The sequence below is a fragment of the Zobellella iuensis genome (genome assembly GCF_016746085.1).
GTDB lineage: Bacteria > Pseudomonadota > Gammaproteobacteria > Enterobacterales > Aeromonadaceae > Oceanimonas > Oceanimonas iuensis.
Window position 1 is genome coordinate 119643 of sequence record NZ_JAERTZ010000012.1, and the last position, 23722, is coordinate 143364.

The window sequence follows — 23722 nt, forward strand, 5'->3', positions numbered from 1 at the left end:
ATGCATAAACTTTCATGTAAAGAAGATTAACAAAACCATCCGACCGGCTCCAGTCCCTTGTGATCCTTCAGCTCCAACGGCTGACGCCGGGGTAACCGCCTTCCAGCAGCTCCTTGATGAACACCGAGGGGATCTGCCGATCGGCCAGCAGGAACACCTGATCCCGGGCCCGGGTCAGCCCCACGTAGAACAGCCGGCGCTCTTCGGCGTGAGGAAACTCTTCTTCGTCCGGCAGCAGCAGATCCAGCAGGCCAGGCCCGTTCTTGTCGGGCGGGAAACCGTACTTGCCCCGGGTCAGCCCCAGCAGGATCACGCAGTCCGCCTCCTTGCCCTTGGCACCGTGCAGGGTCTGGGCCTCCAGCCGCAGGTCGGGAAAACGCCGGCGCCAGCCCGCCAGCTGGGACTCGTCCGGCAGGCTGAAGCGGAAGCGGGCCAGCAGGTAGACGGAGGCCTCCGGCCGCTGGGCCGCGATCTGCCCCAGCAGCCGGGTCACCGCGTCCATCTGGCTGTCGTGATCCACCGGCAGCACGTGCACGCAGGGCCCCTCGCTGCGCCTGTGGGTAGCCAGTGTCTTCGGCAACTGGCCGGGATTGCGGGTGACGAAGCGGCTGGCCACCTGCTCGATGCGGTTGTTGAAACGGAAAGTCTGAGCCAGGGTAGTGACCCGGCTGGCGCCGAAATGCTCGCCGAAGCGGGTGGTCAGCGACACGTCGGCGCCGCTGAAGCGGTAGATGGCCTGCCAGTCATCCCCCACGCAGAACAGGGACAGCCCGGGGGCCGCATCGCGCAGAGCCTGCAGCAACGCGGCCCGGGGCGCGGAAATATCCTGGAACTCGTCCACCAGGATATGGCGCCAGGGCACCTCGAACCGGCCCAGGCGCACATAATCGGCGGCCTTTTCGATCATGTCGTCGAAATCGATTTCATCCCGCTCGCGCAGCTGCGCCTGGTAGCGGTGCAGCAGCGGCCGCACCAGGGCCAGTTGCTCGGCCTGATCCGGGGTCAGCTCGAAGGGATCCGGCTCGCCATAGAGCTTGAGCGCCGCCACCAGCGGCGACCATTCCCGCGCCAGCCGGCCGAAGTCGGGGCGGGGAATGACCTGGAAGCGGTGGCGGCGCAGCCAGTCGAGCAGCCGCTCGCCGTAGGCTTCGTCCTCCTGTCCGAGTTGTTCCAGCCAGGCGGCGAAGGCGCCGTGACGGGACTTCTCGCTCTGGGCCAGCTCGCTCAGGGGCGGAGTGCGCCCCTCCACCCGGGACAGTATCATCAACCCCAGGGCGTGGAAGGTGCTGACCTTGACCGGAGTGGTCTCGGGCCGGCGCGCCAGCCGCTCGGCCATTTCCGCCGCCGCCTCGTTGCCGAAGGCCAGCAACAGCAGCTCGTCGGCCCGGGCCTGGCGGGATGCCAGCAGAAAGGCGGCCCGCGCCGCCATCACGCTGGTCTTGCCGCAACCGGCCCCGGCCAGTACCAGGTTGTGGTCTTCATCCACCACGCAGGCCAGGCGCTGGGCCGGGGTAAGCGGATGGGACTCCAGGCCGTCGAACAGGGCGCCGTGCTCGGCCAGGGCCTGCTCGCAATAGTCCTGGCAGCAGCGCTCCCGCCAGGCTTCGTCCGCCGCCTGCACCGTGGCCACCAGTTCGAACGCCGCCCGGGCCCTGTCGTCCAGGGTCTCGGGCGGCGGGAAGGCGGACCACTCCACCGGCTCCCCGGCCACCAGCGCCTTCAGCTGCCGCCAGCGGGAATGGCGCAGGTAGCCCTGCTCCAGCGCCGCCAGGCATTGCTCGGCCAGGGGTTGGACCCGCCCGGCATGATACCGATACCAGCCCAGGGTCACCGCTTCGGCCAGGGGCTCGGCCACCGCCTTCGGCAGCCAGCCCAGTTCGATGTCGCCCTGGTGGCAGCGCAGGTGCAACCGGTACAGGCGGCGGGCCTCCTCCAGCCGGGGCGGGGCGCTCAGCTCATGCCAGCCGAGCCCGTGGCGCTCGCGCTTGAGATGCAGCACCAGGCCGTCCGCCGTCAGCTCGGTGGCCAGGAAGGGATGGTTGAACCAGGGGGCCAGCCAGTGGGCCTTGAAGATCTGCATGCTCACCCCAGGTTGTTGATAAGCTCGGACAGTATCATATGGGTTTTCACCGTTTTGATATTGGGCATGTTTTCGATCTGGCCGCGCACCTCGTCCAGCCGGGCCATGGAAGCCGCCTCCACATACACCAGCATGTCGGTTTCGCCGCTGATGGCATAACACAGCTTCACCTCGGGAATGGTACGCAGCAGGGCGGCGTACTGCTCGCAGCGGTGCACATGATAATGCAGCTCGAAATAGGCGCGCACCGCGCCGCCGTCGCCACCGATACGGGCGTGGTAACCGCGGATGATGCCCCGCTCTTCCAGCTGGCGGATGCGCTCGGACACCGCCGAGCGGGACAGACTGACTTCCCGGGCGATGCTCGCCACCGCCATGCGGGCATTGCCGGCCAGCAGGGCTACTATCTGTTGATCGAATTTGTCCACCCGAAGCCTTTTCTCCCACCCGCCGGCGAAACGGCGGTACAAAGCGACGAACTGCCGCCGGCAAACGGCGTTTTGCAGCGTCGGAAACTGATGCGTGGGCGGTAATATATCAGAATTATCAGGCTCGGAATCGAAACAAAATGGCACGTTTGAACAAGGAACTGGGGCTGGCCTACGGCACCGGCATGATGGCCACCTCATTGCTCGGCACCGGCATCTTCGTGGTGCCGGCGGTGGCCGCCAGCATCGCCGGGGAGGACTCGTTATGGGCCTGGCTGGGGTTGATGCTGCTGGTGCTGCCGGTGGCCTTCAGCTTCGCCCGCCTGGGTCAGTGCTTTCCCCATGCCGGCGGTGCGCCGCACCTGATCGGCCGGGGCCTGGGCGCGCCCATGGAAAAACTGGCCGCCTTCCTGTTCCTGGCGGTGCTGCCGGTCGGCCTTCCCGCCGCCCTGACCCTGACCGCCGGCTTCTGGCACGCCCTGTTCGACCTTTCCGCCGGCGGCGATCTGCTGGTGCAGCTCGGCACCCTGGGACTTATCCTGTTGCTCGGCAGCCGAAAGACCCGGGCCTCCGGCCTGGTACAGGTGCTGATCGCCCTGGCCATAGTAGTGCTGTTGCTGGCCATCTGGTGGGCGGGCGGCCTGCTGGCGGCACCGCCCGCCCTGCCCCCCCTCGCCCAGGTGCAATGGGGCCTGCTGCCCGCTGCCCTGGGGGTGATGTTCTGGTGCTTCGTGGGGCTGGAAGCCTTTACCCATATGGGGGAAGAATTCAAAAATCCCCGGCGGGATTTTCCCCTGGCGCTGCTGTTCGGGGTGCTGCTGGCGGGGCTGGTGTACCTGGCCTGCGCCCTGGCGGTGATCCGCTTCGGGGTATTCGGCAACGAGCTGGCCAACACCACCTCCATTCCCACCCTGATGGCCGGGCTGTTCGGCGAGGGCGGGCGCCGGGCGGCGGCCCTGGTGGGCTACCTGGCCTGTTTCGCCAGCATCAATATCTATATCCAGGGCTTCGCCCGGCTGCTATGGAGCCTGGCGGACGAGGGCAAGCTGCCCGCGAGCCTCGCCCGCCTCAACCGTAACGGCGCGCCGTTGCGCGCCCTGGCCTGGGTGATCGGCGTGTGCGCCCTCTGCACCCTGGCCGCCTGGCTGTTCCGGCTGCCGTTGGATACCCTGATCCGCTACGCCAACGGCAATTTCATCCTGGTCTACCTGCTCGCCATGGTGGCGGCGGTAAAGCTGCTCACCGGCCCCTGGCGCGCCCTGGCGGCCCTGGCCAGCCTGCTCTGCCTGGGCGTGCTGCTCTCGCTCGGGTTGGAAGCAGGCTACGCCCTGGCCCTGGGCGCGGGCTTCCTGGGCTGGCGCGCCTGGCGCAACAAAAAGCCGCGCCAGCCGCTGCCCCCGGAAACCATGGCCTGAGCCCTGGTCGTGAGGTGTTCCCTCGCTCCGCGTAGGAATGCAAATCGGTACTTCGGGCAGCCCAGCGCCGATGGCGGACACCGAATACACTCCCATACAGGAGCCTCGTCGTCGACGAGGTCCCCCATCCACGGACGGTTCATGGCCGGGTGTAGAAGCGCAAAAACAAAGGGCAGCACCAATATATTGGTGCTGCCCTTTGTGTGTTTGCGTTAAAGAGTAGAAGGTGAAGTTAACTTCGCCCCTGCTCCCTGGCTCTCATGGCGCCCCACAGCACCGCCAGCCAGAAGGCATAGACCATGACTCCGCTGTTGTGCCCCAGGAATACCTGGGACAGGCCGAAATCCATAAAGGCCACCGGCAACAGGGCACCGGCGGTAGCCAGAGCACGCAGCTCCATATCCGGCGCCCTCATGCGCTTGGCAAACAGGCGCAGCGGAACCAGATAGAGCGCCAGCAGCAACAAGAAACCAACGACGCCCCTGCGGGCAAAGCTATCCAGATATTCGTTATGGGCATGTTGCTCCACCGCAAACGGGGTGACTTCGCCCCGCTCCGCCAAGGCCTGCATCCCTTCATGATATCCATGCCAACCCCAGCCGGTCAGCGGTTTTTCGGCAATCAGTTGCATAGCTCCCTGCCACATATCAAAACGGGCGCCAAGCGAAGTCAACTTTTCCCCTTGCTGGTACAAGTCAATATCGGTAAAGGCCTGCGCCACCCTTTCCTGAACCCCGGTTTGAGGCACAACATAGGCCAAAGTGCCCAGGGCCAGTAACGTAGCCAGCGCCAGCATGCTCAGCCGGCGGCCCAGGTCTTGACCATATGCCCGATAAAGAACCCAGAACACAACCGGCAATCCAATCCAGCCTCCCCGGCTGCCAGAGAGCAGGGAGCCCAGAGCGCCGGCTATAGCACCCAGCAGCAACAAGGCCATCCACCGGCGAGAATCCGGCTGCACCACCGCCCATCCCAATCCGGCCAGGCAGAAAATGCCCATCAGCATGCTGATGTTGCCAAACTGGATCACATAGGTGTAGCCGGTGGCACGCTCTATGTTTAGCACCAAGGATTGCCATAAGGCCCAGGACGCCGTCAGCAGCGAGCCGACTACCAGTCCGGCCCAGATGAAAGCCTGTCGGGGGGGATAAGCCCATACGAACAGCAGCACCGGCACCGCAAACATAAAGCGGCTGGGCCGGTCGAAGGCGCTACTTTCTGCCCCTTCCAGCCACAGATGCAGCATAAAAAACAGGCTATACAGCATCAGCACCAGCATGAGTGCCTTGTCTGCCTTTTGCAATCGCAGTTCCGGCCTTTTCCACAACAGGGTGAAGCTGCCCAGCAACAACAAGATAGGGCCATAGCTGTAACCACTGGGCACAATCAGAGCCAGGGCACCCATTAAAAAAACAGCCAGGCTGCTGTATCGCCTGGCCAGGGAAAGGTGTTGGACCTCTGCATATGGCATGATGGTATTAGTATGCATTCTTGTCGATAAACCCCTTGAAAACAGTTAGCAGTATGATCTTCAGGTCCAGCCATACCGACCAGTTGTCAATATACCACAGGTCATGATCCACCCGTTTTTCCATCTTATCCAGGGTGTCCGTTTCACCTCGTAGGCCGTTGACCTGAGCCCAACCGGTGATCCCCGGTTTGACCTTGTGCCGCCGCATGTAGGATTCCACGATGTCTTTATAATATTCGTTGTGGGCAAGGGCATGGGGACGAGGCCCGACAATCGACATACGCCCCTGCAGTACATTCAGAAACTGCGGCAACTCATCCAGCGAAGTCCGGCGCAAAAAGGCCCCCAACGGAGTAACACGCGCGTCGCCCTTGGTCGCCTGGGTCACCTTCCCCCCCCGCTCTTCATGCACCTGCATGGAGCGGAACTTGTATACCTTGACTCTTCTCCCGTTGACGCCGGTCCGGTACTGTTTGAACAGCACGGGGCCCGGTGACGTCAGCTTGATGGCGATGGCGATGGCCAGACAGATGGGCAAGATCAGCAGGCTGATGCCCCCCGCTATAAGCAGATCCTCCAGCCGCTTGATAACAGGCGCCATGCCACTCATGGGCGTCACACTCATATCGATGGCGTAATGGCCGGCCACTTCACTGATCCTGTGGTTGAGCAGCTGCATATCCTTGAATTCGGGTATAAAACGCAGTTCCACCGTATGATTTCGCAATGTGTAGAAGATGGTGCGAACCACTTCGCCCATCTCCATGGGCACGCAGATCCACACCTCTTTGGCCCCACTCTCCGCCACCCTGTTGGCCAAGGCGGTCAGTTGCGATTCATTCAGGCTCTGCTCGAAGCGGAGCACTCCGGCGAGGCAATATCCTTCCGCCGGCGAGGCACGCATCCCCTCGCCCACCTTCAGCACATTTCGTCCGGGCCCCACCAGGAATACCGAGCGCTGGGACCATCCCTTTATGCGAGCCCGGCGCAACCCCAGTTGTGCCAAGGCCCGAGCCCCGCCTGCAAAGACGAAAGACAGCAGCAGGGAGGTTCCAATCCAGAGACGGGAGTAGCGTTCCGCCGAATGCGAAAAATAAATGATGGAAGTGGCCAATATGGCAACGGCAAGCAACACCAACGCCAGCCGAATAAGCAGAGAGTGAATACTGGTAATGCGCCAGCGACTGTACCCGCCCAACAGCGAGTTCAGCAGGACAACCAGCAAGGCCATCACTGCCGTGGCCAAAAGGTAACGATCGTTCATCTGCCAATGGTCAAAACGCAACCAGTGCGCCAGCATGCTGCCGGCGGCCACGGACAGCAGATCTACCACGGGTACCACTAACTGAGCGGGGTAGCGCTCCGTCAAACCACTAATCGTTTTAGACATACACAGGCTCTCGGAATTATCTCTTCATCGACTGCAGCTGTTGAAGGACCATGACCAGCTCGTCCCGCCAGTCTGGCGGTGCCACACCGAAAGTTGTATTCAGTTTTTCACCATCCAGTACCGACCAGGAAGGCCGCCGAGCGGGCGTAGGATACTGGCTGGTAGCAATGGCTTCGAGTGATGGCGACGACTTGATCAATTCGAGCCTCTCCGCCTGCGCAAAGATCTCGGTGGCGAACTCATGCCAGCTGCAGGCCGGGGCACCGCTGAAATGGTAGGTTCCCCAGGCAAGTTCCCCCTGTTGTTGGTACTGCCCAACCAGCGTCCAGATGGCCCTGGCGATGGCGGCGGCGGCGGTTGGCCCGCCGAATTGATCCGCCACCACGCCCAGCTTGTCCCGTTCCTGCCCTAGCCGGATCATGGTTTTGACAAAATTGTTGCCGTGTGTGCCAAAGACCCAGCTGGTACGCAAGATGATGTGCCTGGCACAGTAGGCGGACAGCAACAATTCACCGGCCAGCTTGCTGGCACCATAGACCCCATTGGGGCCGGTCGTGTCGGACTCCTTGTAAGGGTGGCGGGCATTGCCCGAAAACACATAATCGGTGGAAATATGCAGCACCGGAATGTTTTGCCGGGCGGCGGCCTGCGCCAGGCTTTTCACCCCCAGGGCGTTGACTTGCCAGGCCCGCTCCGATTCGCTCTCCGCCTTGTCCACCGCGGTATAGGCCGCCGCATTGACGATAAAGGCAGGATTGACCTCTGTTATTACCGCCTCCAGTTGCCCTGCGTTTGAAATATCGAGCTCGGCGGAGCCCAGCCCCCTGACGTCCAACCCGGCGGGAACCGAGGACATCAGCTCGCTGCCGACCTGCCCGTAAGCGCCAATCACCAGTACTCGCATATTGCTCATGCCTCATCCAACAACTGCGTTAATGTCGGGTTTTGCTGATCCTTGGCGGACAGCAGGGGCTGTGCGATGGGCCAGTCGATGGCGACCGTGGGATCGTTCCAGAGCAGGCCGCCCTCGTCGTCGGGAAAATAGTAGTCGGTGCACTTGTACTGAAAGTCGGCGATATCGCTCAATACACAAAAGCCATGGGCATAGCCGGGCGGAACCCATAACTGGCGCTGGTTTTCCTCATTCAGCTCCACCCCCACGTACTGGCCGCAGGTGGGAGAAGCCGGGTCGATATCCACCGCTACGTCGTAAACCGCCCCACGGCTGACCCGCACCAGCTTGCCCTGCGGCCGGGTACGCTGAAAGTGCAATCCACGCAATACGCCCCGCTGGGAGCGGGAATGGTTGTCCTGCACAAAGGGCTGCGAGATGCCCACCTCGCGATAGCGCTCGCATTGGAAGGTTTCGACAAAAAAACCGCGATGATCGCCAAACACCTTCGGCTCGATAATCAGCACTCCAGGAAGCACCGTTTCAATCACTTTCATTTGACCTCCTCATGGGTGAGCAGGCGCAGCAGATACTGGCCATAACCGGTTTTGGCCAGGCTTTCAGCCTGCTCCTGCAGTCTGCTGCTGCTCAGCCATCCCTGGCGATAGGCAATTTCTTCCAGGCAGGCGACTTTCAGCCCCTGCCGGGCCTCGATGGTATGAATGAAATGGCTGGCTTCCATCAGGGAATCGTGGGTTCCGGTATCCAGCCAGGCGAAGCCCCGTCCCAGCCGGCTGACATGCAGATCGCCCCGCTGCAGATAGGCATTGTTCACGTCGGTAATTTCCAGCTCGCCACGTGCCGAGGGCCGGATGCGTTTGGCGATGTCGACCACGTCGTTATCATAGAAATACAAACCGGTAACCGCATAATTGGACTTGGGTCTTTCCGGCTTTTCCTCGATGGAAACCGCCTTGCCGGCCCGGTCAAACTCCACCACCCCAAAGCGTTCGGGATCAGAAACATGGTAACCGAAGACGGTGGCCCCCCGCTCACGCTGCGTGGCCTCGTGCAGCATGGCGCTGAAGCCATAGCCGTAAAAAATATTGTCACCCAGGATCAGGCACACCTTGCTGTCGCCGATAAATTCTTCCCCGATCAGGAAGGCCTGAGCCAGGCCGTCGGGAGATGGCTGTTCCGCATAGCTGAGCCGGATGCCGAAATCGGAGCCATCTCCCAGCAGCTTGCAGAAATTGGGCAGATCCTCCGGCGTCGATATGACCAGCACCTCCCGGATACCGGCCAGCATCAACACCGATAGCGGGTAATAGATCATGGGTTTGTCGTAAACGGGCAGCAGTTGCTTGGAAACGCCCCGGGTGATGGGATGCAACCGGGTTCCGGAGCCACCGGCGAGAATAATGCCCTTCACGATGTTTCCCCCAATCGTCCCAGGCGGTAGCTGCCGCTCAGCACCCGCTGCCACCATTCCCGGTTTTCCAGATACCATTGGACGGTTTTGCGAATACCGCTCTCGAAGGTTTCCTGCGGTGTCCAGCCCAGTTCCCGTTCGATTTTGGAGGCGTCGATAGCATAACGGAGATCATGGCCGGGCCTGTCGGCCACAAAGGTGATCAGATCCCGGTAGCGGGCCACGCCGGCCGGCTTGTCGGCCGCCAGCTCTTCCAGCAAATCGCAGAGGGTATGCACCACCTCGAGATTGGTCTTCTCGTTATGTCCACCTATGTTGTAGGTTTCTCCTACTTTACCCTTGAGCACCACCTCGACCAGGGCGCGCGCATGATCCTCCACATAGAGCCAATCCCGAATCTGGGAGCCATTGCCATATACCGGCAACGGCTTAGCGGCCAGCGCATTCAAAATCATGTGCGGGATCAGTTTTTCCGGAAAATGGTAGGGCCCGTAGTTGTTGGAACAGTTGGTGATCAGGGTCGGCAGACCATAGGTACGCTGCCAGGCCCGCACCAGATGATCGGAACTGGCCTTGGACGCCGAATAAGGAGAGCTGGGCGCATAAGGCGTGGTTTCGGTAAAGAGATCGTCGGTACCCTCGAGATCACCGAATACCTCGTCCGTGGAGATGTGGTGGAAACGAAAAGCGTTCCTTTCAGGCTCCGGCAACCGGCTCCAGTAACGTCGGGCGGCTTCCAGCAGGGTATAGGTACCGACGATGTTGGTATTGATAAAGTCCGCAGGCCCGTCGATGGAACGGTCGACATGACTTTCCGCCGCCAGATGCATCACCGCCACGGGCTTGAAGTCGGCAAAAATTTCATCCATCAAGGCGGCATTACAGATATCGGCGTGATAAAAACGGTAGCGAGCCGATCCGGATACGGCAGACACCGATTCCAGATTGCCGGCATAGGTAAGCTTGTCGACATTGGCTACCTCACAGGTGCTGTTGGCAATCAGGTGACGAATGACGGCCGAGCCGATAAAACCGGCGCCACCGGTGACAAGAATTCTATGAGTCATAATAATCCGGTTCAGTTAGAGGGATACCACTGTAGCAGGAGTTCTTCATACTCTTTCAACACCTGATTCCAGGTAAAGCGCTCCTTGAAGCGAACAAGGCTGGCGTACTTCATCCGCTCTATGGCCGTGTCGTCCGCCAGGATTTGATCGAGCCATTCGGCACAGGCGGCTTCGTCCTTGAAGTAGGCCGCGTCCGGACCCGCCACCCAGCGATTGAAATGATTGTCGTGGGCAATCACGGCGCAGCCGGCACCCAGTGCCTCGACCAGGGAAGGGTTGGTACCGCCCACCCGATGGCCATGCAGATAAAAACGAGCGAAGAAGCGCAGGGCCTGGACTGTAGCTGTTTCGTAGATGGCACCGGGAAATATCACCTCGTCGCTGGCCGCCTTCATCACCTCGCGATGGAAGGCGTTGGTGTCCGGTGAAAAATTGCCCAGGACGACCAGTTTATGGTTCCGATGTTTCAGGCTGAAGGCTCTGACCATTTCCAGAAAGGAATTCTCGGGCTCCGGGCGGGCAATGATAACCGAGAACTGACGGGGTTCTACCCCATAAGGTGCCAGCAGGCTGGCCTCGGCGGCGGCCACTTCATCGCCCCCGTAAGGGATCATGGTGATCTTGTCCCTACGGACCCGGGTGGCCAGATGATCCTTGATTTTGGGGTGATCGGCCACGAGGTGGTTGCCGATCCAGCATCCCGCCCGCTCATTCAGCCAGAACCAGGTTTTAGCGACAGGGCCCCATTTATCCCGGCGCCATTCAATACCGTCCATATTGATGACATTGGTTTGCCCCTTAAGTCGCTGCATCAGGTTGAAGCAGGCGGTGTTGTAACCAAGCGTCAGAAACAGCCCATCTCGAGATAAAGCATCCCGTGTTGCTTTCCAGTCAAAAATGACGGTGCCTGCGGCACCACCACGGCAAACAGGGATATGGATACGGTGCACCCCTTGCCAGTCACTTTCATAGACATCTCCACTCCCTTCCTCCTGGCAATAAACAGTTACCTGCCAGCCTTTTCCGACAAGGTACAAAGAGAGCTTCTCGGCAAATGTTTCAAAGCCACCGTGTTGAGCTGGAACGCCACGAATTCCTAAGATATAAAGAGACTTCATTGCATGTAGATCCAGAGCTTTAAGCTCAGCCATTAAAAAGAGAAACTATATTATTTCGATAACTATCAACAGAGAAACATTCTTTGAACTTACTGTAAGCCATGCTGCTCATTTCTTCGTATTGATTTTGGCATAGCGTTGGTAGACTAGAAAGAGTGGACTTGAGAGAACTCGTTTCATTCGGAGAAAACAAGAAACCATTAACGGTATTATCAATGATTTCCAATAGTCCACCATGAGCAGCCGCGATTACCGGTTTCCTGAAAGAGAAGGCCTCAATCGCCACCCTCCCAAAAGGCTCCGGCTTTGTAGAAGGTACAATAACGTAATCAGCCCACTGGTAATGTACTTCTGTATCAGAACAGAATGGATACAGAGAAACAATTTTCTCCAATCCATTTTTTTCTATCAGGGACTTCAAATTATCCAGCAAGTATTCATACCCTTGAAATGGACTACCAACAACCCTGACACTGAAGCATTCTTTCAATTCACAGGATAACTGAGCCAATGACTCAATAAAAAAAGACTGCCCTTTCCATTCGTTGACTCGCCCAATTATTAGTAAATTAACATTTTGAGCGACTCTTCCAGTCTCAGTGGAATTACTTTTATGGCATCCTCCATCATCATACTCTTCAACACCGTTGTAAATTACTGCACCAGGCAAATTAAATGCAGACCTGGTTGCATTGGAGTTAAAGACTAGTTCAGCGCCGGACGCAGACAAAAGAGCACGGAACATTATCAATTGTAATCCTGTAGGTATTTCTCTTACATGGCAGATCATCCGCCTTGATGAGAAGCGATATAATGTGGCCGCGAGCAAGGCTGAAAACATGACCACTGTATTGATGTAAACAACAGGATAGTTACGAAAGAGTCGAGTGTAGAACCAAAAGCCACTTAAGCAATCGAACATAAATTTAAATGGCCGCATCAACTCACGCCGCCTTAGAACTCCTTTTTTGTAAAAAGAAATACTTACCCTATCAAGCTCTACCAATTTTCTGGCCAATTCCCCATCGCAAGGAAGAATTACGTCCACATTTTTTTTCGCCCCTGACAACGCTTCAACTGCAGCCAAAAAACTTCTATCAGAGCCATATAGCTCAGCCCCCTGATGAATACAAAGCATACGGTTGGACATTAGATTACCCACGATAAGATCTTGACATGGAGCCATAAGTTACAGAAGAACAAGAAAGAAAATAAAATAGAATGAAAATCATAAAATTGAATGAAAACAGATTAGACTCAAATGTATTAAGCATAATGAACGCAATAGCAAAAAAAACAGGGAGCATACCTAGAAGCTTGACATTTTCATCTCGAGAATATGATTCAAAAATCATATATATTGATAAAAAAAAACCGAACACGCCAAGGCTATAGAACGCATCCAAGAAGCCATTATGGGTCGAGCTAATAATACCACCAACAAAGCTAGCAATTTCTTCACCATCGGATTCAGATAAAGAATGAAAAACTGCAAGCCCATATCCATAAACTGGACTATCCATTATCCAGTTTATGGTATAATGCCAAATAAGATTCCTGCTGGAGAACGTTGTATCTTTACCAAAGAACTCCAAGTTAACATTAAAAACTGAAATAAAGACAGAGAAGAACCCTAGAAAAAAAACCGAGATTACGACAAAATGGGAAACCACAACTCTGAAATTATATGGAACAAAAACAAAAAGAACCCATATAATCGATATAGCCAGTAGCACTCCTAATGATGTGTAAGAGCGACTGAACAAAACCAGAGCGGATATGAATAACAATTTGAGGAATTTTATTAACACATGCTTGCTCGGCTTAAACGAAACCAGTAAAAAAGAGACCACACCAAATAAACCAAGCATGTTTTTATGAGGGAAAATCCCCTGCCATGATCCTTCATGTCGACCAACAGAGATCCCATAGTTAGGAAATAAAAAAACATAGATATAGCAGAACGCACACATCAAGAACATAATATCTCCCACTCTATATATCGCCTCCCTCTTACCTAATAAGATGATATGAAAGCTGGCTATAATAAAAAAAGAGATAATGGCAATAATATTTTTAAATGTATCCAACGGTGATATGGACCAAGCCAAAGAAAAGACAGAAAAAACAAACAAAAAGATTACCGATGCACGAAGCCGGAAAACTTTAAAGTTAAAAAATAAAACATAAGAAAAAAGCAACAAAAAAGAAAAAAGTGCCCATAGCATTGAAAAATAGTCAAGGACACCACTATATGGCACCGCATAGCTATACCCTTCAGGTCTTGCACCACCGTCTTTGATAAGGTCTATCGCACCTGTTGATATAAACAAGCCAAGGAAAACCAATAGACTGGCAAACAAATCTAAAAAAAAATATCGGATATCTCTTTTGCTAAACTGACGTATCAAACCAAGTCCCCTCGAACAAAAAAAGAGTTGCCCATAATTCATTGAAACTCAAAAAATCATTACGTCCTTGGCATCACCCACAATTAAAAACCACCACTTAAAACACAACCATATCCAATACATATGCGTAGTTAGCTATTAACCATACTTGCATTCAGGCCACATTTAAACTCAGCAACATCTTACATTGATAAAAGTGAACCTACTTGAGAGCTTGGTTAATAAGTGGAAAATACTACTGAATACCCAATCATCCCGGCCACGACCACCCCAGCAGGTAACATTCTAGCCATATAACCACACAAAGGTGATTTAAATACTTTTCGGTACATATAGTAATAAGACTGAACAAAATTAATATGAAACGCAACAACCAGGAACCAACACAGCAATTCAACATCTCGTTGCAAGACACCAATTACTATTGCACTGACCATGAAAACTGCAGACAAAGAGCCACTAAGAAAGAGTAAATCAGCCCTATTCATTGCCTGAAAGAAACTGCCACTAGTCGATAGAACTACCTGTACTGGGACTGCGATAGACAAAATTCTAATAACTGGAATAACCTCCAGCCATTGGTCACCCAAAGCAATTAATACTATCCAATCTGCCAGCAAGAACATGCTCAACCCTGCCAGGGCACCAAGCAAAGAAAGTTTAAAGGAAAAGTCATTGTGGAGCGCTGCAATTTTTTCATGATCACCGGCGTGCTTCCGTATTACAGGTTGAATTGCGGGTGTCATAGCAAAAGTAAGTAGCATAAGCGGGTATTTCATTAACTGGTAGGATTTATCGTAAATCCCCAGCATACCGGCTCCCATGTACTTCCCGATAAGAATATTATCCAAGTTACGAGAAAAGTAGTTGATAAAGTTAAAGCCAAACTGATAACCAGAGAAACCGAGCAACGGCTTGATAGCGGAGAATTTTTTTCCTGGCAGTGGACGACCAAATTCTGTTTTACCAGAGAAATACCAACTAATAAGGAAGAGTGTTGCTGCACTGACGGCTCCCTTGGTTGCCAGTGCATGCAATGGATCAATAAGTTTCGCTAGTGCTATGCTGACAGCGGTACTCACCAGTTCAGCAGACAGGCCGGCATTAGCGATTCGGAAAAATGCTTGCTCTCGCAATAGCAAGGCATTGGGCACAATACTTGCCGCAAAAAAAAACAGACTTAGAGCTATGTAGGGCACGACTTCATCAACCCGAAAGAGCTGATAAAACAATAAAAATACCGGCGCCAACGCAGCAAACACTGCCGCCAGCACCAATCCAACAGTGAGCGTAAAACCAAAAAGGCCATCACGATCACCCGGAGACAGGCTATCTAGATTAATGATAGCAGGCCCCAACCCTGCTTCTGCCATTAGCTGAAAGAAGAGAAAAAATACCATGACCGCAGCCACAGTACCAAAGGTTTCCGGTGTGAATAACCGAGCCAGCACCATCATTGAAAGCAGATTTACTGCATAGACGGCATAACGGCCAAGCATACTTTTCGCGATGGCTTTGTATAAACTCTTAGCTGTCAGCATCTAGCTTTATCTCATCTATATAAAAAACCATCAATTCAAAAGATCCATCAGCTCATACTTTTTGACAACAGCATCGAGCTGTACTTCATTTCTGCCACCGATAACATTCACTATGCTTAACGAGTTACCACAGTCATCATGATGTATCTGCATATGCCCCTCATGCCCAAGGCAAAAAACAGGTACTCCCGAGCAACGTGCCACAGCCCAAAACCAAATATCATCTGCCGTGGGTGCCAACTCCAATGCAGAATCAACATCAAAAAGCATATCATCATTTAAAATATGCGGGGGATATAAAACACCGCCTACTCCAGTTAATAACGTTCTATTTCTTGGAGTGGACTTACCAGCAGGAGACCACAACGCATAAGGCATTATCTCTCCATTTTTCAAGAGAATTTCCCACCCGCGATAACCTATAACAGTATCAGGGTTATCTTTTGCTGCAGCCATAAGACCAGACAACCGCCAAGGCTCATAAATAATATCGTCATCAACTGTTACGATATATGCATCCGGGTAAGCTTCTCTGACTGGCAATAATTTTTTGTAACTCCTGGTATTTCTATCTGTCCAAATTATTTCTAGCCCCCGCTTTACTTGCTTACCAATACTATCAGGTAACACCCTCCCCGAAAACTCGCTTTCAGAAAGGACCAGAACAACTTTCCATGGTTTATAGTCCTGCTGAAATATTGTTTCTACTGTAATCCAGACATCCTCTATCCTTGCTGGAAAGCTTGTCAAACTCACTATTATGTTAGAGTCGGAGTTCCCATAGAAATCATGCCCCTCCTTTCTTTTAAGCTCTCTTAGCTTGATTCTTTTTCTACACTCATGCAGAGACCTTGATAGGAGCCTGTAAATGAAAACTGAGAGCGGTATTTTCTTTATCAATGCTTTTATTTTTAGGAGCACTACAAACCTCAAACTAAAAAATACCCAGCCAAGAAACAAAAAACACTTAATGACTAAGCTAACAATCCATATGAAAGTTTTCTTGATCTACATCCAGATAAGCTTCGACCAATGACTCAACACCCCTCACATTTAAAATCGTCCGGATGTTGATTGACAACAATCATATTTCGAAGTTATTTGACTCTGCCAGCGACCACTTGACTTTTTTAGTCAAGAAATAGAAACAGTGTTCTTTATGTCTCTTTATCAAGGCTGTCACACACTTTGCTGGCAAACTCGCGTAAAAACGCTACTATTACGGCCAGAATGCCGCCAAAAATAACTCCCAGAGTCACTATCAGCCAGCTTTTGTTATTAGGAGGAGAGGCAGGTAAAGGTTGAGTGAGGGCAGCCACGGATGAACCCAAAAAATGAATAGTTTCAGCACTTTGAATGCTATCAGGCGACATTAATAATTGCTCTTTAAGAGCATAAATCAATTGATTGTGACGTTCCAGCAATGGACTAACAATTTGATTGTGATAGGCAGCAACCTGTTCTCTTTGCTCCCGGTCCGCAATGGTGATTAGTTTAACAATATTACTACCATCCTCACTAACATTACGTCTACTTTCCATCTCAACTCTACTATCAAAAGACTTACCCTCAGATGCAATAGGTATAAACGCCGACTCCAACTGAGTTTTGATGCTATTTAACGGTTCTAAAAATACTGTTGGCGTTTTATACCCCACAGCTATAAGGGTAGTGAACTCGACCTTACTGCCATCAACAGAATGTGGTTGTTTTAACCAAGCCATAAGCAAGGAGGCAAAAAAGACCACAACAAAAGTCATAAACATCCAGTTACGACGTTTAACCAGTATTTTTGCAAGGTCTACCAGAGATATTTCATTATTACAGTATAGATAAGGAGGATAAGGCAAAGGTTGTGAGTACTGGGTATCTTGCGGGTATTCTTGTTTTCTCATCTGATTTATTCTTCTGAAGTGGTTAGAAAAAATATTGCTTCGGACACGCTACCGCCCGTAGGGTTACATCGGGCCATTCCCCCACGGCCTGTGCAGAACGGCTGTCTGCTGTGTTGTGTACCAACCATTAGGAGCCGTATCTCACAGCACATCTGTTTGGATATCCGGCTCACCTTTTTGCGATAAATCCTGACGCATCCAGCGAAATAACGTCGCAGTCTACTAAAATTGAGGGTTTCAATAAACCGCCAACTTCGAAATTTGTTAAAAACACCATACAAATCATACACTAAACAACAACAGACAATCATTCTCATCTTTGTGGTGTAGTCTACTATCGGTTTCTAACTAGATGAATAAATGACCGTGGATGCATAGTATGCCGAGGCTCGGCTCGGGTTCATGCTTTTTGGCGGGGTTTGTGCCTAAAACTGGCGGAAGGGGTACCCATCATGTCCAGATGGGTACGGATTATGCTTTGGGTCAGCGGCACAGATAACGGGCGTGGAAGCGCAGGTGCTCTTCGATAAAGCTGGAAATGAAGTAATAGCTGTGGTCGTAGCCCGGTTGCAACCGCAGGATCAGTTCGGCACCGCTCTCTTCGGCGGCGGTTTGCAGCGCCTCGGGCCTGAGCTGTTCGGCGAGGAAGCTGTCGGCCTCGCCCTGGTCCACCAGCATGGGCAGCGGGCAGCCTTTTTCCCTGAGCAGCAGGCTGGCGTCGTATTGCGCCCAGGCGGCCTTGTCCTCGCCCAGATAGGCGGTGAAGGCCTTCCGCCCCCAGGGACAGTCGCTCGGGTTGGAGATGGGCGCGAAGGCGGATACCGACACGAACCGCTCCGGGTGGCGCAGGGCCAGCACCAGGGCGCCGTGGCCGCCCATGGAATGGCCACTGATGGCGCGGCGGCCGTCGAGCGGCAGCTCGGCCTCCACCAGTGCCGGCAGCTCGCTCAGCACATAGTCGTACATGCGGTAGTGCCGGCGCCAGGGCGCTTCAGTGGCGTTCACATAAAAACCGGCACCCAGGCCCAGATCGTAGGCGCCGTTGTCGTCGTCCGGCACCCCTTCGCCGCGCGGGCTGGTGTCGGGGATGATCAGCGCCAGCCCAAGCTCTGCGGCCACCCGCTGGGCGCCGGCCTTGGTGGAGAAATTCTCGTCGGTGCAGGTGAGGCCGGAAAGCCAGTACAGCGCCGGCACCGGCCCCAGCTGCGCCTGGGGCGGCAGGAACACGGAAAACTGCATGCTGCAGTTGAGGCTTTGGGAATCATGCTGGTAGCGGATTTGGCGGCCGCCGAAGCATTTTTGCTCTTGTAGCAGTTTCATAGCTCCCCCTTCGGGTAGCTGTAAGCTGTCAGCTTTCAGCTGTAAGACAAACACCGAAGGCTGAAGGCACAGCATGGTGCCTGCAGTATCACTAGCCGCCTGTTACATGGACTCCGGCCTTCGCCGGAGTGACACGGGTTTACAGGCGACGTCGGGCTGCTTACAGCTGATAGCTTAAGGCTTAAAGCTGTTTATTTGTTGTACAGGATCACCGAACGGATGGACTTGCCTTCGTGCATCAGGTCGAAGGCGTGGTTGATGTCGTCCAGGCCCATGGTGTGAGTGATGAAGGTGTCCAGTTCGAACTCGCCGTTCAGGTACTGCTCCACTATGCCGGGCAGCTGGGAGCGTCCCTTCACGCCGCCGAAGGCGCTGCCGCGCCAGACCCGGCCGGTCACCAGTTGGAAGGGCCGGGTGGAGATCTCGGCGCCCGCCGGGGCCACGCCGATGATCACCGACTCGCCCCAGCCCTTGTGGCAACACTCCAGGGCCGAGCGCATCACCTTGACGTTGCCGATGCACTCGAAGGAGAAGTCCACGCCGCCGTCGGTCATGTCCACTATCACGTCCTGGATCGGCCGGTCGAACTTGCTGGGGTTGACGCAGTCGGTGGCACCCAGCTTCCTGGCGATTTCAAACTTGTCCTCGTTGATGTCGATGGCGATGATGCGCCCGGCCTTGGCCTGCACCGCGCCGATGATCACCGCCAGGCCGATGCCGCCCAGGCCGAACACGGCGACGGTGTCACCCGGCTGCACCTTGGCGGTGTTCTTCACCGCGCCCATGCCGGTGGTCACGCCGCAGCCCAGCAGGCACACCTTTTCCAGCGGCGCCTCCTTGCTGATCTTGGCCAGGGAGATCTCCGGCACCACGGTATATTCGGAGAAGGTGGAGCAGCCCATGTAGTGGTAGATGGGCTGGCCGTCCTTGAAGAAACGGGTGGTGCCGTCGGGCATCAGGCCCTTGCCCTGGGTGGCGCGCACCGCCTGGCACAGGTTGGTCTTGCCGGACTTGCAATACTTGCACACGCCGCACTCGGCGGTATAAAGCGGGATCACGTGGTCGCCCACGGCCAGGCTGGTGACCCCCTCACCCACCGCTTCCACTATGCCGGCGCCCTCATGGCCGAGGATGGACGGGAACACCCCTTCCGAATCATCGCCGGACAGGGTATAGGCATCGGTGTGGCAGACGCCGGTAGCGACGATGCGCACCAGCACCTCGCCCTTCTGGGGCGGCATCAGATCCACTTCTTCGATGCTGAGCGGCTTGCCCGCCTCCCAGGCCACGGCGGCGCGAGTTTTGATCATTTCCATGCTTGGCTCCTTTTGACATATTGGTGGTTGCCCGCTGGCACGGGGACGGCTCCGGCGCCACAGCCGGTCGAATAAATTCGACCCTACAAAAGCAGTGCCTTGCCCCTGGGGCCCATTCCACGGCACTGCGCCGACATCATGGCTTCCCGCCTTCGCGGGAATGACGACGGGACGCGGGCATGACGACGGAGCGCGAGAACGCGCAAAAACTTTCCTGATTGTATTACATCGCGGAGCCGCGATAATGGCGCTCGGGACAAATGATTTTTACAGCTGAGTAATAATGACCACTTGGGACGGTATCAACGAATTTATCAGCGTGGTGGAAACCGAAAGTTTCACCGCCGCCGCCCGCCGGCTGGAAGTGTCGGTGGCCCATGTCAGCCGGCGCATCAGCCAGCTGGAAGACCGGCTGGGCGCCAAGCTGCTGTATCGCACCACCCGCAAGCTGCGGCTCACCGAGGTCGGCCAGCTCTACTACCGCCATACCCGCAAAGTGCTGGACGAGCTGGCCGAAGCCGAGCGCATGGTCAGCGCCATGGAAGGCAGGCCGGTGGGCAGGCTGCGCATCACGGCGCCCGTTTATTACGGCGAGCGTTTCCTGGCGCCGCTGGTCAACGACTTCCTGCTGCAGCACCCGGCACTGGAGCTGGATATGGTGCTCACCAACCAGACGGTGGATCTGGTGCAGGAAGGCTTCGATCTGGCCATCCGCCTCGGCACCCTGGACTCCTCCTCCCTGATGTGCCGCAAGCTGGCCCGGCGCACCCAGTATCTGTGCGCCTCCCCCGCTTATCTCGCCGGGCACGGCACCCCCGCCACCCTGGCCGATCTGAGCCGGCACAGATGCCTGGCGGGCACGGTGGAGCACTGGCGCTTCGTGGAAGACGGCAAGCCACGTCCGTTCAGGCTCGGCAGCGGCTGGCACTGCAATTCGGGGCTGGCGCTGAAGGACGCGGCACTCAAGGGCCTCGGTATAGTGCAACTGCCGGACTATTATGTGCAGGACGAGCTCGGCCAGGGTCGGCTTGTTAGCCTGCTGGACCAGTACCGGCTGCCGGACGACGGGGTCTGGGTGGTCTACCCCCATAACCGTCATCTCTCCCCCAAGGTACGGCTGCTGGTGGATTTTCTGGTGGAAAGGCTGGGGTAATGCCGGGCATGTGTCGTTTTTGGGCCTGCCGTAGGGTCCATTTTAATGGACCATTCCACCCCCGGAGCCGGGGTTTGGTCGAATAAATTCGACCCTACGGCCGGCCCCGGATCCACGGGGTTTGTTGTAGGGTCCGTTTCAACGGACCATCACGCCAATGGCGCCGTGGTCCGGCCGAACCACCGCCGGCACCATGGAGCCCGGGCGGCTTCGGGTGTACAATTGGCGTCTTTATGTTCAGCCCTTGCCCCAACCGCGAAGGAAAGTCCCATGCCTGCTTTTAAGCCCTTTGAAATCATGGCATTGCCCACGGAAATGGCCCATCACCAGCATCACTACAACCAGATAGTGATAGGCCTGAACGGCCAGACCGAGTTCGATATCGGCGGCAACGGCAGCCTGATGGGGCCGGGCCAGGGCTGCCTGGTGTCGTCGGAGCAGGACCACGCCTTCGGCGGCCTGGGCAGCAATACCATACTGGTGGTCAACCTGTCGCTCAACCCGCTTCCCGTGGTACCCGGCCAGCACGAACGCCTGTCGCACCTGTTCGAAAAGCCCCGTTATTTTCAATTGCACCCCCAGGCCCAGCAACTGGTGTCGGTGCTCAGCCACGAGATGCAAAGCAACCCGGACGATCACCTGCTCGGCCAGTCCTGCGCCCATACCCTGATGTGCGCCCTGCACCGGCACATGGCCTTTCCGCGCCTGCAGTCCCGAACCAAGCGCCTGAACCTGGAGGTGATCGACGGCTACATCGCCCAGCACCTGGGCCGCAAAATCACCGTGGCCCAGCTGGCCGGTTGCGCCTTCCTGGGCGAAAGCCAGTTCCACCTGCTGTTCAAGGAGCAGACCGGGCTGTCCCCCTACCAGTACGTGCTGGAGAAACGCCTGGCCGAGGCCAAAAAGATGCTGGCGTACAGCCAGCACAGCCTGGCCTATATCGCCCAGCACTGCGGTTTTTCCAGCCAGAGCCTCTTTACCCAGGTATTTTCGAGCCGCTTCGACCTCTCCCCTTCCCGTTACCGCAAACTGCACCGTTGATCACCCTTCTCGCAGCGGCGGAGTTTTCCTAAAAAATAACGCAGAAAAGCAAAAGACCCTGACGATAGTTCTCCCTACTATCCTTGTTAAGTAACAAAAGCTTAACCATGGTGGCCCAGCCCCGTGGCCAATCCCACACTGCGACGTAACAGAACAAACAGGAATCCATCCTGGAGGAACAGGGAATGATTGAATCCAACTATGCCATCACCGGCACCTTTATCGTTTACCTTATCGGCATGATGGCCATCGGCTATTACGCCTATAAGCGCACCGCCAACTCGGCCGACTACTTTCTCGGTGGTCGCTCCCTGGGTCCCTGGCCGTCCGCCATTTCCGCCGGCGCCTCCGACATGAGCGGCTGGCTGCTGCTGGGCCTGCCCGGCTATGCCTATGCCGCCGGCATCGAGTCCTTCTGGCTGGCCGGCGGCCTGCTGCTGGGTACCTGGGCCAACTGGCTGTTCTGCGCCAAGCGGTTGCGTACCTACACCCTGGAAGTGAATAACGCCATCACCATTCCCGAATACCTGGCCCGCCGCTTCGAAGACAAGTCCAAGCTGCTGCAGACCATTTCCGCCCTGTTCATCCTGCTGTTCTTCCTGTTCTACACCAGCTCCGGCCTGGTGGCCGGCGGCAAGCTGTTCGAAACCGTGTTCGGCCTGGACTACAGCGTGGCGGTCATCGTCGGCACCCTCTGCATCGTGTCCTATACCCTGTTCGGCGGCTTCCTGGCCGTATCCTGGACCGATCTGGTGCAGGGCCTGCTGATGGCCGCCGCCCTGCTGATCGTGCCCATCGCCGCCATGGAAGGGGGCTTCGGCCAGCTGAATACCGATCTGCACAACCTCAACCCCGAGCTGCTGACCCTGTGGAACGATGTGAAGGGCGAACCCCTGTCCGCCATCGCCATCATCTCCCTGGCGGCCTGGGGCCTGGGCTACTTCGGCCAGCCCCATATACTGGCGCGCTTCAATGCCACCCGCAGCAACAAGGACATCGCCACCGCCCGCCGCATCGCCGTCACCTGGAGCTTCCTGTCCATGGCCGGCGCCCTGATGGTCGGCATGGTCGGCCTGCTGTATGTGCAGAGCCACATGGGCGGCGAGCTGGCCGATGCGGAAACCATCTTTATGGTACTGGTCAACGCCATGTTCCATCCGGTGATCGCCGGCATCCTGCTGGCCGCCATCCTCGCCGCCATCATGAGTACCGCCGACTCCCAGCTGCTGGTGTCCTCCTCCGCCCTGGCGGAAGACTTCTACAAGCAGGTGTTCAACCCCAGCGCCAGCTCCGAGAGCATCGTCAACGTGGGCCGTTTCGCGGTGATCGCCCTGTCGGTGGTCGCCCTGATGCTGGCCTTCAACCCCGACAGCACAGTGCTGGGCCTGGTGTCCTACGCCTGGGCCGGCTTCGGCGCCGCCTTCGGCCCCGCCCTGCTGTTCAGCCTGTACTGGCGCGACATGAACCGCAACGGCGCCCTGGCCGGCGTGCTGGTGGGCGGCATTACCGTGGTGGTGTGGAAGCAGCTTAACGGCGGTATCTTCGATATCTATGAAATCGTCCCCGGCTTTATTCTCGCCTCCATCGCCATCGTCGCGGTGAGCAAGCTGACCGGCGCCCCCGCCGCCTCCGTGACCCAGACCTTCGACAACTACCAGAAGAGCCTGGACACCCTGGACTGAGTTACCGGCTCCACGGCGCCTGGAACCCCCGCCTCCGACTCCCGAGCTCAGGCTCGGGAATCGTCCGGCC

20 protein-coding genes are annotated in these 23722 nt (G+C 56.0%); 4 read left to right on the forward strand and 16 right to left on the reverse strand.

The annotated features are described in order from the left end of the window. Positions 1-67: 67 nt before the first annotated feature. Together JKV55_RS04245 and JKV55_RS20080 are read right to left on the reverse strand one after the other, a co-directional pair. The gene (locus JKV55_RS04245) at positions 68-2080 is read right to left on the reverse strand and encodes a UvrD-helicase domain-containing protein (RefSeq protein ID WP_202082520.1); all 2013 of its coding nucleotides are present in this window, start codon (positions 2078-2080) and stop codon (positions 68-70) included. Between the two features lie 2 nt (positions 2081-2082). Beyond that, the gene (locus tag JKV55_RS20080) at positions 2083-2508 is read right to left on the reverse strand and encodes an Lrp/AsnC family transcriptional regulator (RefSeq protein ID WP_202082522.1); all 426 of its coding nucleotides are present in this window, start codon (positions 2506-2508) and stop codon (positions 2083-2085) included. A 140-nt stretch (positions 2509-2648) separates the two neighbouring features. Between JKV55_RS20080 and yjeH the strand changes: the two genes are divergently transcribed. Further along, the gene (gene yjeH / locus JKV55_RS04255) at positions 2649-3923 is read left to right on the forward strand and encodes an L-methionine/branched-chain amino acid transporter (RefSeq protein ID WP_202082524.1); all 1275 of its coding nucleotides are present in this window, start codon (positions 2649-2651) and stop codon (positions 3921-3923) included. A 232-nt stretch (positions 3924-4155) separates the two neighbouring features. On the opposite strand, the gene JKV55_RS04260 is transcribed toward yjeH, so the two are convergent. From JKV55_RS04260 to JKV55_RS04325, 14 genes are all read right to left on the reverse strand, one after another. Next, on the reverse strand, positions 4156-5328 hold the full coding sequence (locus JKV55_RS04260; protein WP_237332661.1) for an O-antigen ligase family protein: 1173 nt from the start codon (positions 5326-5328) through the stop codon (positions 4156-4158). Between the two features lie 73 nt (positions 5329-5401). Continuing rightward, positions 5402-6784, reverse strand: coding sequence for an undecaprenyl-phosphate glucose phosphotransferase (locus JKV55_RS04265; RefSeq protein WP_202082528.1), 1383 nt, complete (start codon positions 6782-6784; stop codon positions 5402-5404). Between the two features lie 16 nt (positions 6785-6800). Further along, positions 6801-7697, reverse strand: coding sequence for a dTDP-4-dehydrorhamnose reductase (gene rfbD, locus JKV55_RS04270; RefSeq protein WP_202082530.1), 897 nt, complete (start codon positions 7695-7697; stop codon positions 6801-6803). Then, positions 7694-8233, reverse strand: coding sequence for a dTDP-4-dehydrorhamnose 3,5-epimerase (rfbC, locus tag JKV55_RS04275; protein WP_202082532.1), 540 nt, complete (start codon positions 8231-8233; stop codon positions 7694-7696). Before rfbC ends, rfbD begins: the two co-directional genes overlap by 4 nt. Next, on the reverse strand, positions 8230-9108 hold the full coding sequence (gene rfbA, locus JKV55_RS04280) for a glucose-1-phosphate thymidylyltransferase RfbA (RefSeq protein ID WP_202082534.1): 879 nt from the start codon (positions 9106-9108) through the stop codon (positions 8230-8232). The genes rfbC and rfbA overlap by 4 nt, the downstream gene beginning before the upstream one ends. Then, positions 9105-10175 (reverse strand): dTDP-glucose 4,6-dehydratase, encoded by a 1071-nt coding sequence (gene rfbB / locus JKV55_RS04285; RefSeq protein ID WP_202082536.1) that lies wholly within the window; start codon positions 10173-10175, stop codon positions 9105-9107. Before rfbB ends, rfbA begins: the two co-directional genes overlap by 4 nt. 11 nt (positions 10176-10186) lie before the next feature. Beyond that, positions 10187-11293: a DUF1972 domain-containing protein gene (locus JKV55_RS04290; protein ID WP_202082538.1), complete on the reverse strand. Its 1107-nt coding sequence runs from the start codon at positions 11291-11293 to the stop codon at positions 10187-10189. Between the two features lie 25 nt (positions 11294-11318). Further along, positions 11319-12443: a glycosyltransferase family 4 protein gene (locus JKV55_RS04295; RefSeq protein WP_202082540.1), complete on the reverse strand. Its 1125-nt coding sequence runs from the start codon at positions 12441-12443 to the stop codon at positions 11319-11321. Between the two features lie 4 nt (positions 12444-12447). Beyond that, a complete protein-coding gene (locus JKV55_RS04300) occupies positions 12448-13704 on the reverse strand; it encodes an O-antigen ligase family protein (RefSeq protein ID WP_202082542.1) in 1257 nt (418 codons plus the stop codon). A gap of 218 nt (positions 13705-13922) precedes the next feature. Further along, entirely contained in the window at positions 13923-15245 is a 1323-nt protein-coding gene (locus JKV55_RS04305) for an oligosaccharide flippase family protein (RefSeq protein ID WP_202082544.1), read from the reverse strand. Positions 15246-15275: 30 nt separating this feature from the next. Further along, positions 15276-16166, reverse strand: coding sequence for a glycosyltransferase family A protein (locus tag JKV55_RS04310; protein WP_202082545.1), 891 nt, complete (start codon positions 16164-16166; stop codon positions 15276-15278). Positions 16167-16402: 236 nt separating this feature from the next. Then, positions 16403-17140 carry a GumC domain-containing protein gene (locus JKV55_RS04315; protein WP_202082547.1) on the reverse strand — a complete coding sequence of 246 codons (738 nt, stop codon included), beginning with the start codon at positions 17138-17140 and terminating at the stop codon, positions 16403-16405. Between the two features lie 483 nt (positions 17141-17623). After that, positions 17624-18460, reverse strand: a complete 837-nt coding sequence (gene fghA, locus JKV55_RS04320) for an S-formylglutathione hydrolase (protein WP_202082549.1) — start codon at positions 18458-18460, stop codon at positions 17624-17626. 191 nt (positions 18461-18651) lie between these two features. Next, complete coding sequence (locus JKV55_RS04325; RefSeq protein ID WP_439654894.1) at positions 18652-19776, reverse strand: S-(hydroxymethyl)glutathione dehydrogenase/class III alcohol dehydrogenase; 1125 nt, start codon at positions 19774-19776, stop codon at positions 18652-18654. Positions 19777-20059: 283 nt separating this feature from the next. Here JKV55_RS04325 and JKV55_RS04330 point away from each other — a divergent pair, with 283 nt between their 5' ends. The 3 genes from JKV55_RS04330 (at position 20060) to putP (ending at position 23652) form a co-directional block, all read left to right on the forward strand. Then, positions 20060-20929: a LysR family transcriptional regulator gene (locus JKV55_RS04330; protein WP_202082551.1), complete on the forward strand. Its 870-nt coding sequence runs from the start codon at positions 20060-20062 to the stop codon at positions 20927-20929. 270 nt (positions 20930-21199) lie between these two features. Further along, positions 21200-21970 carry a helix-turn-helix domain-containing protein gene (locus JKV55_RS04335; RefSeq protein WP_202082553.1) on the forward strand — a complete coding sequence of 257 codons (771 nt, stop codon included), beginning with the start codon at positions 21200-21202 and terminating at the stop codon, positions 21968-21970. Positions 21971-22155: 185 nt separating this feature from the next. Further along, positions 22156-23652: a sodium/proline symporter PutP gene (gene putP, locus JKV55_RS04340; RefSeq protein ID WP_202082555.1), complete on the forward strand. Its 1497-nt coding sequence runs from the start codon at positions 22156-22158 to the stop codon at positions 23650-23652. Positions 23653-23722 lie beyond the last annotated feature (70 nt).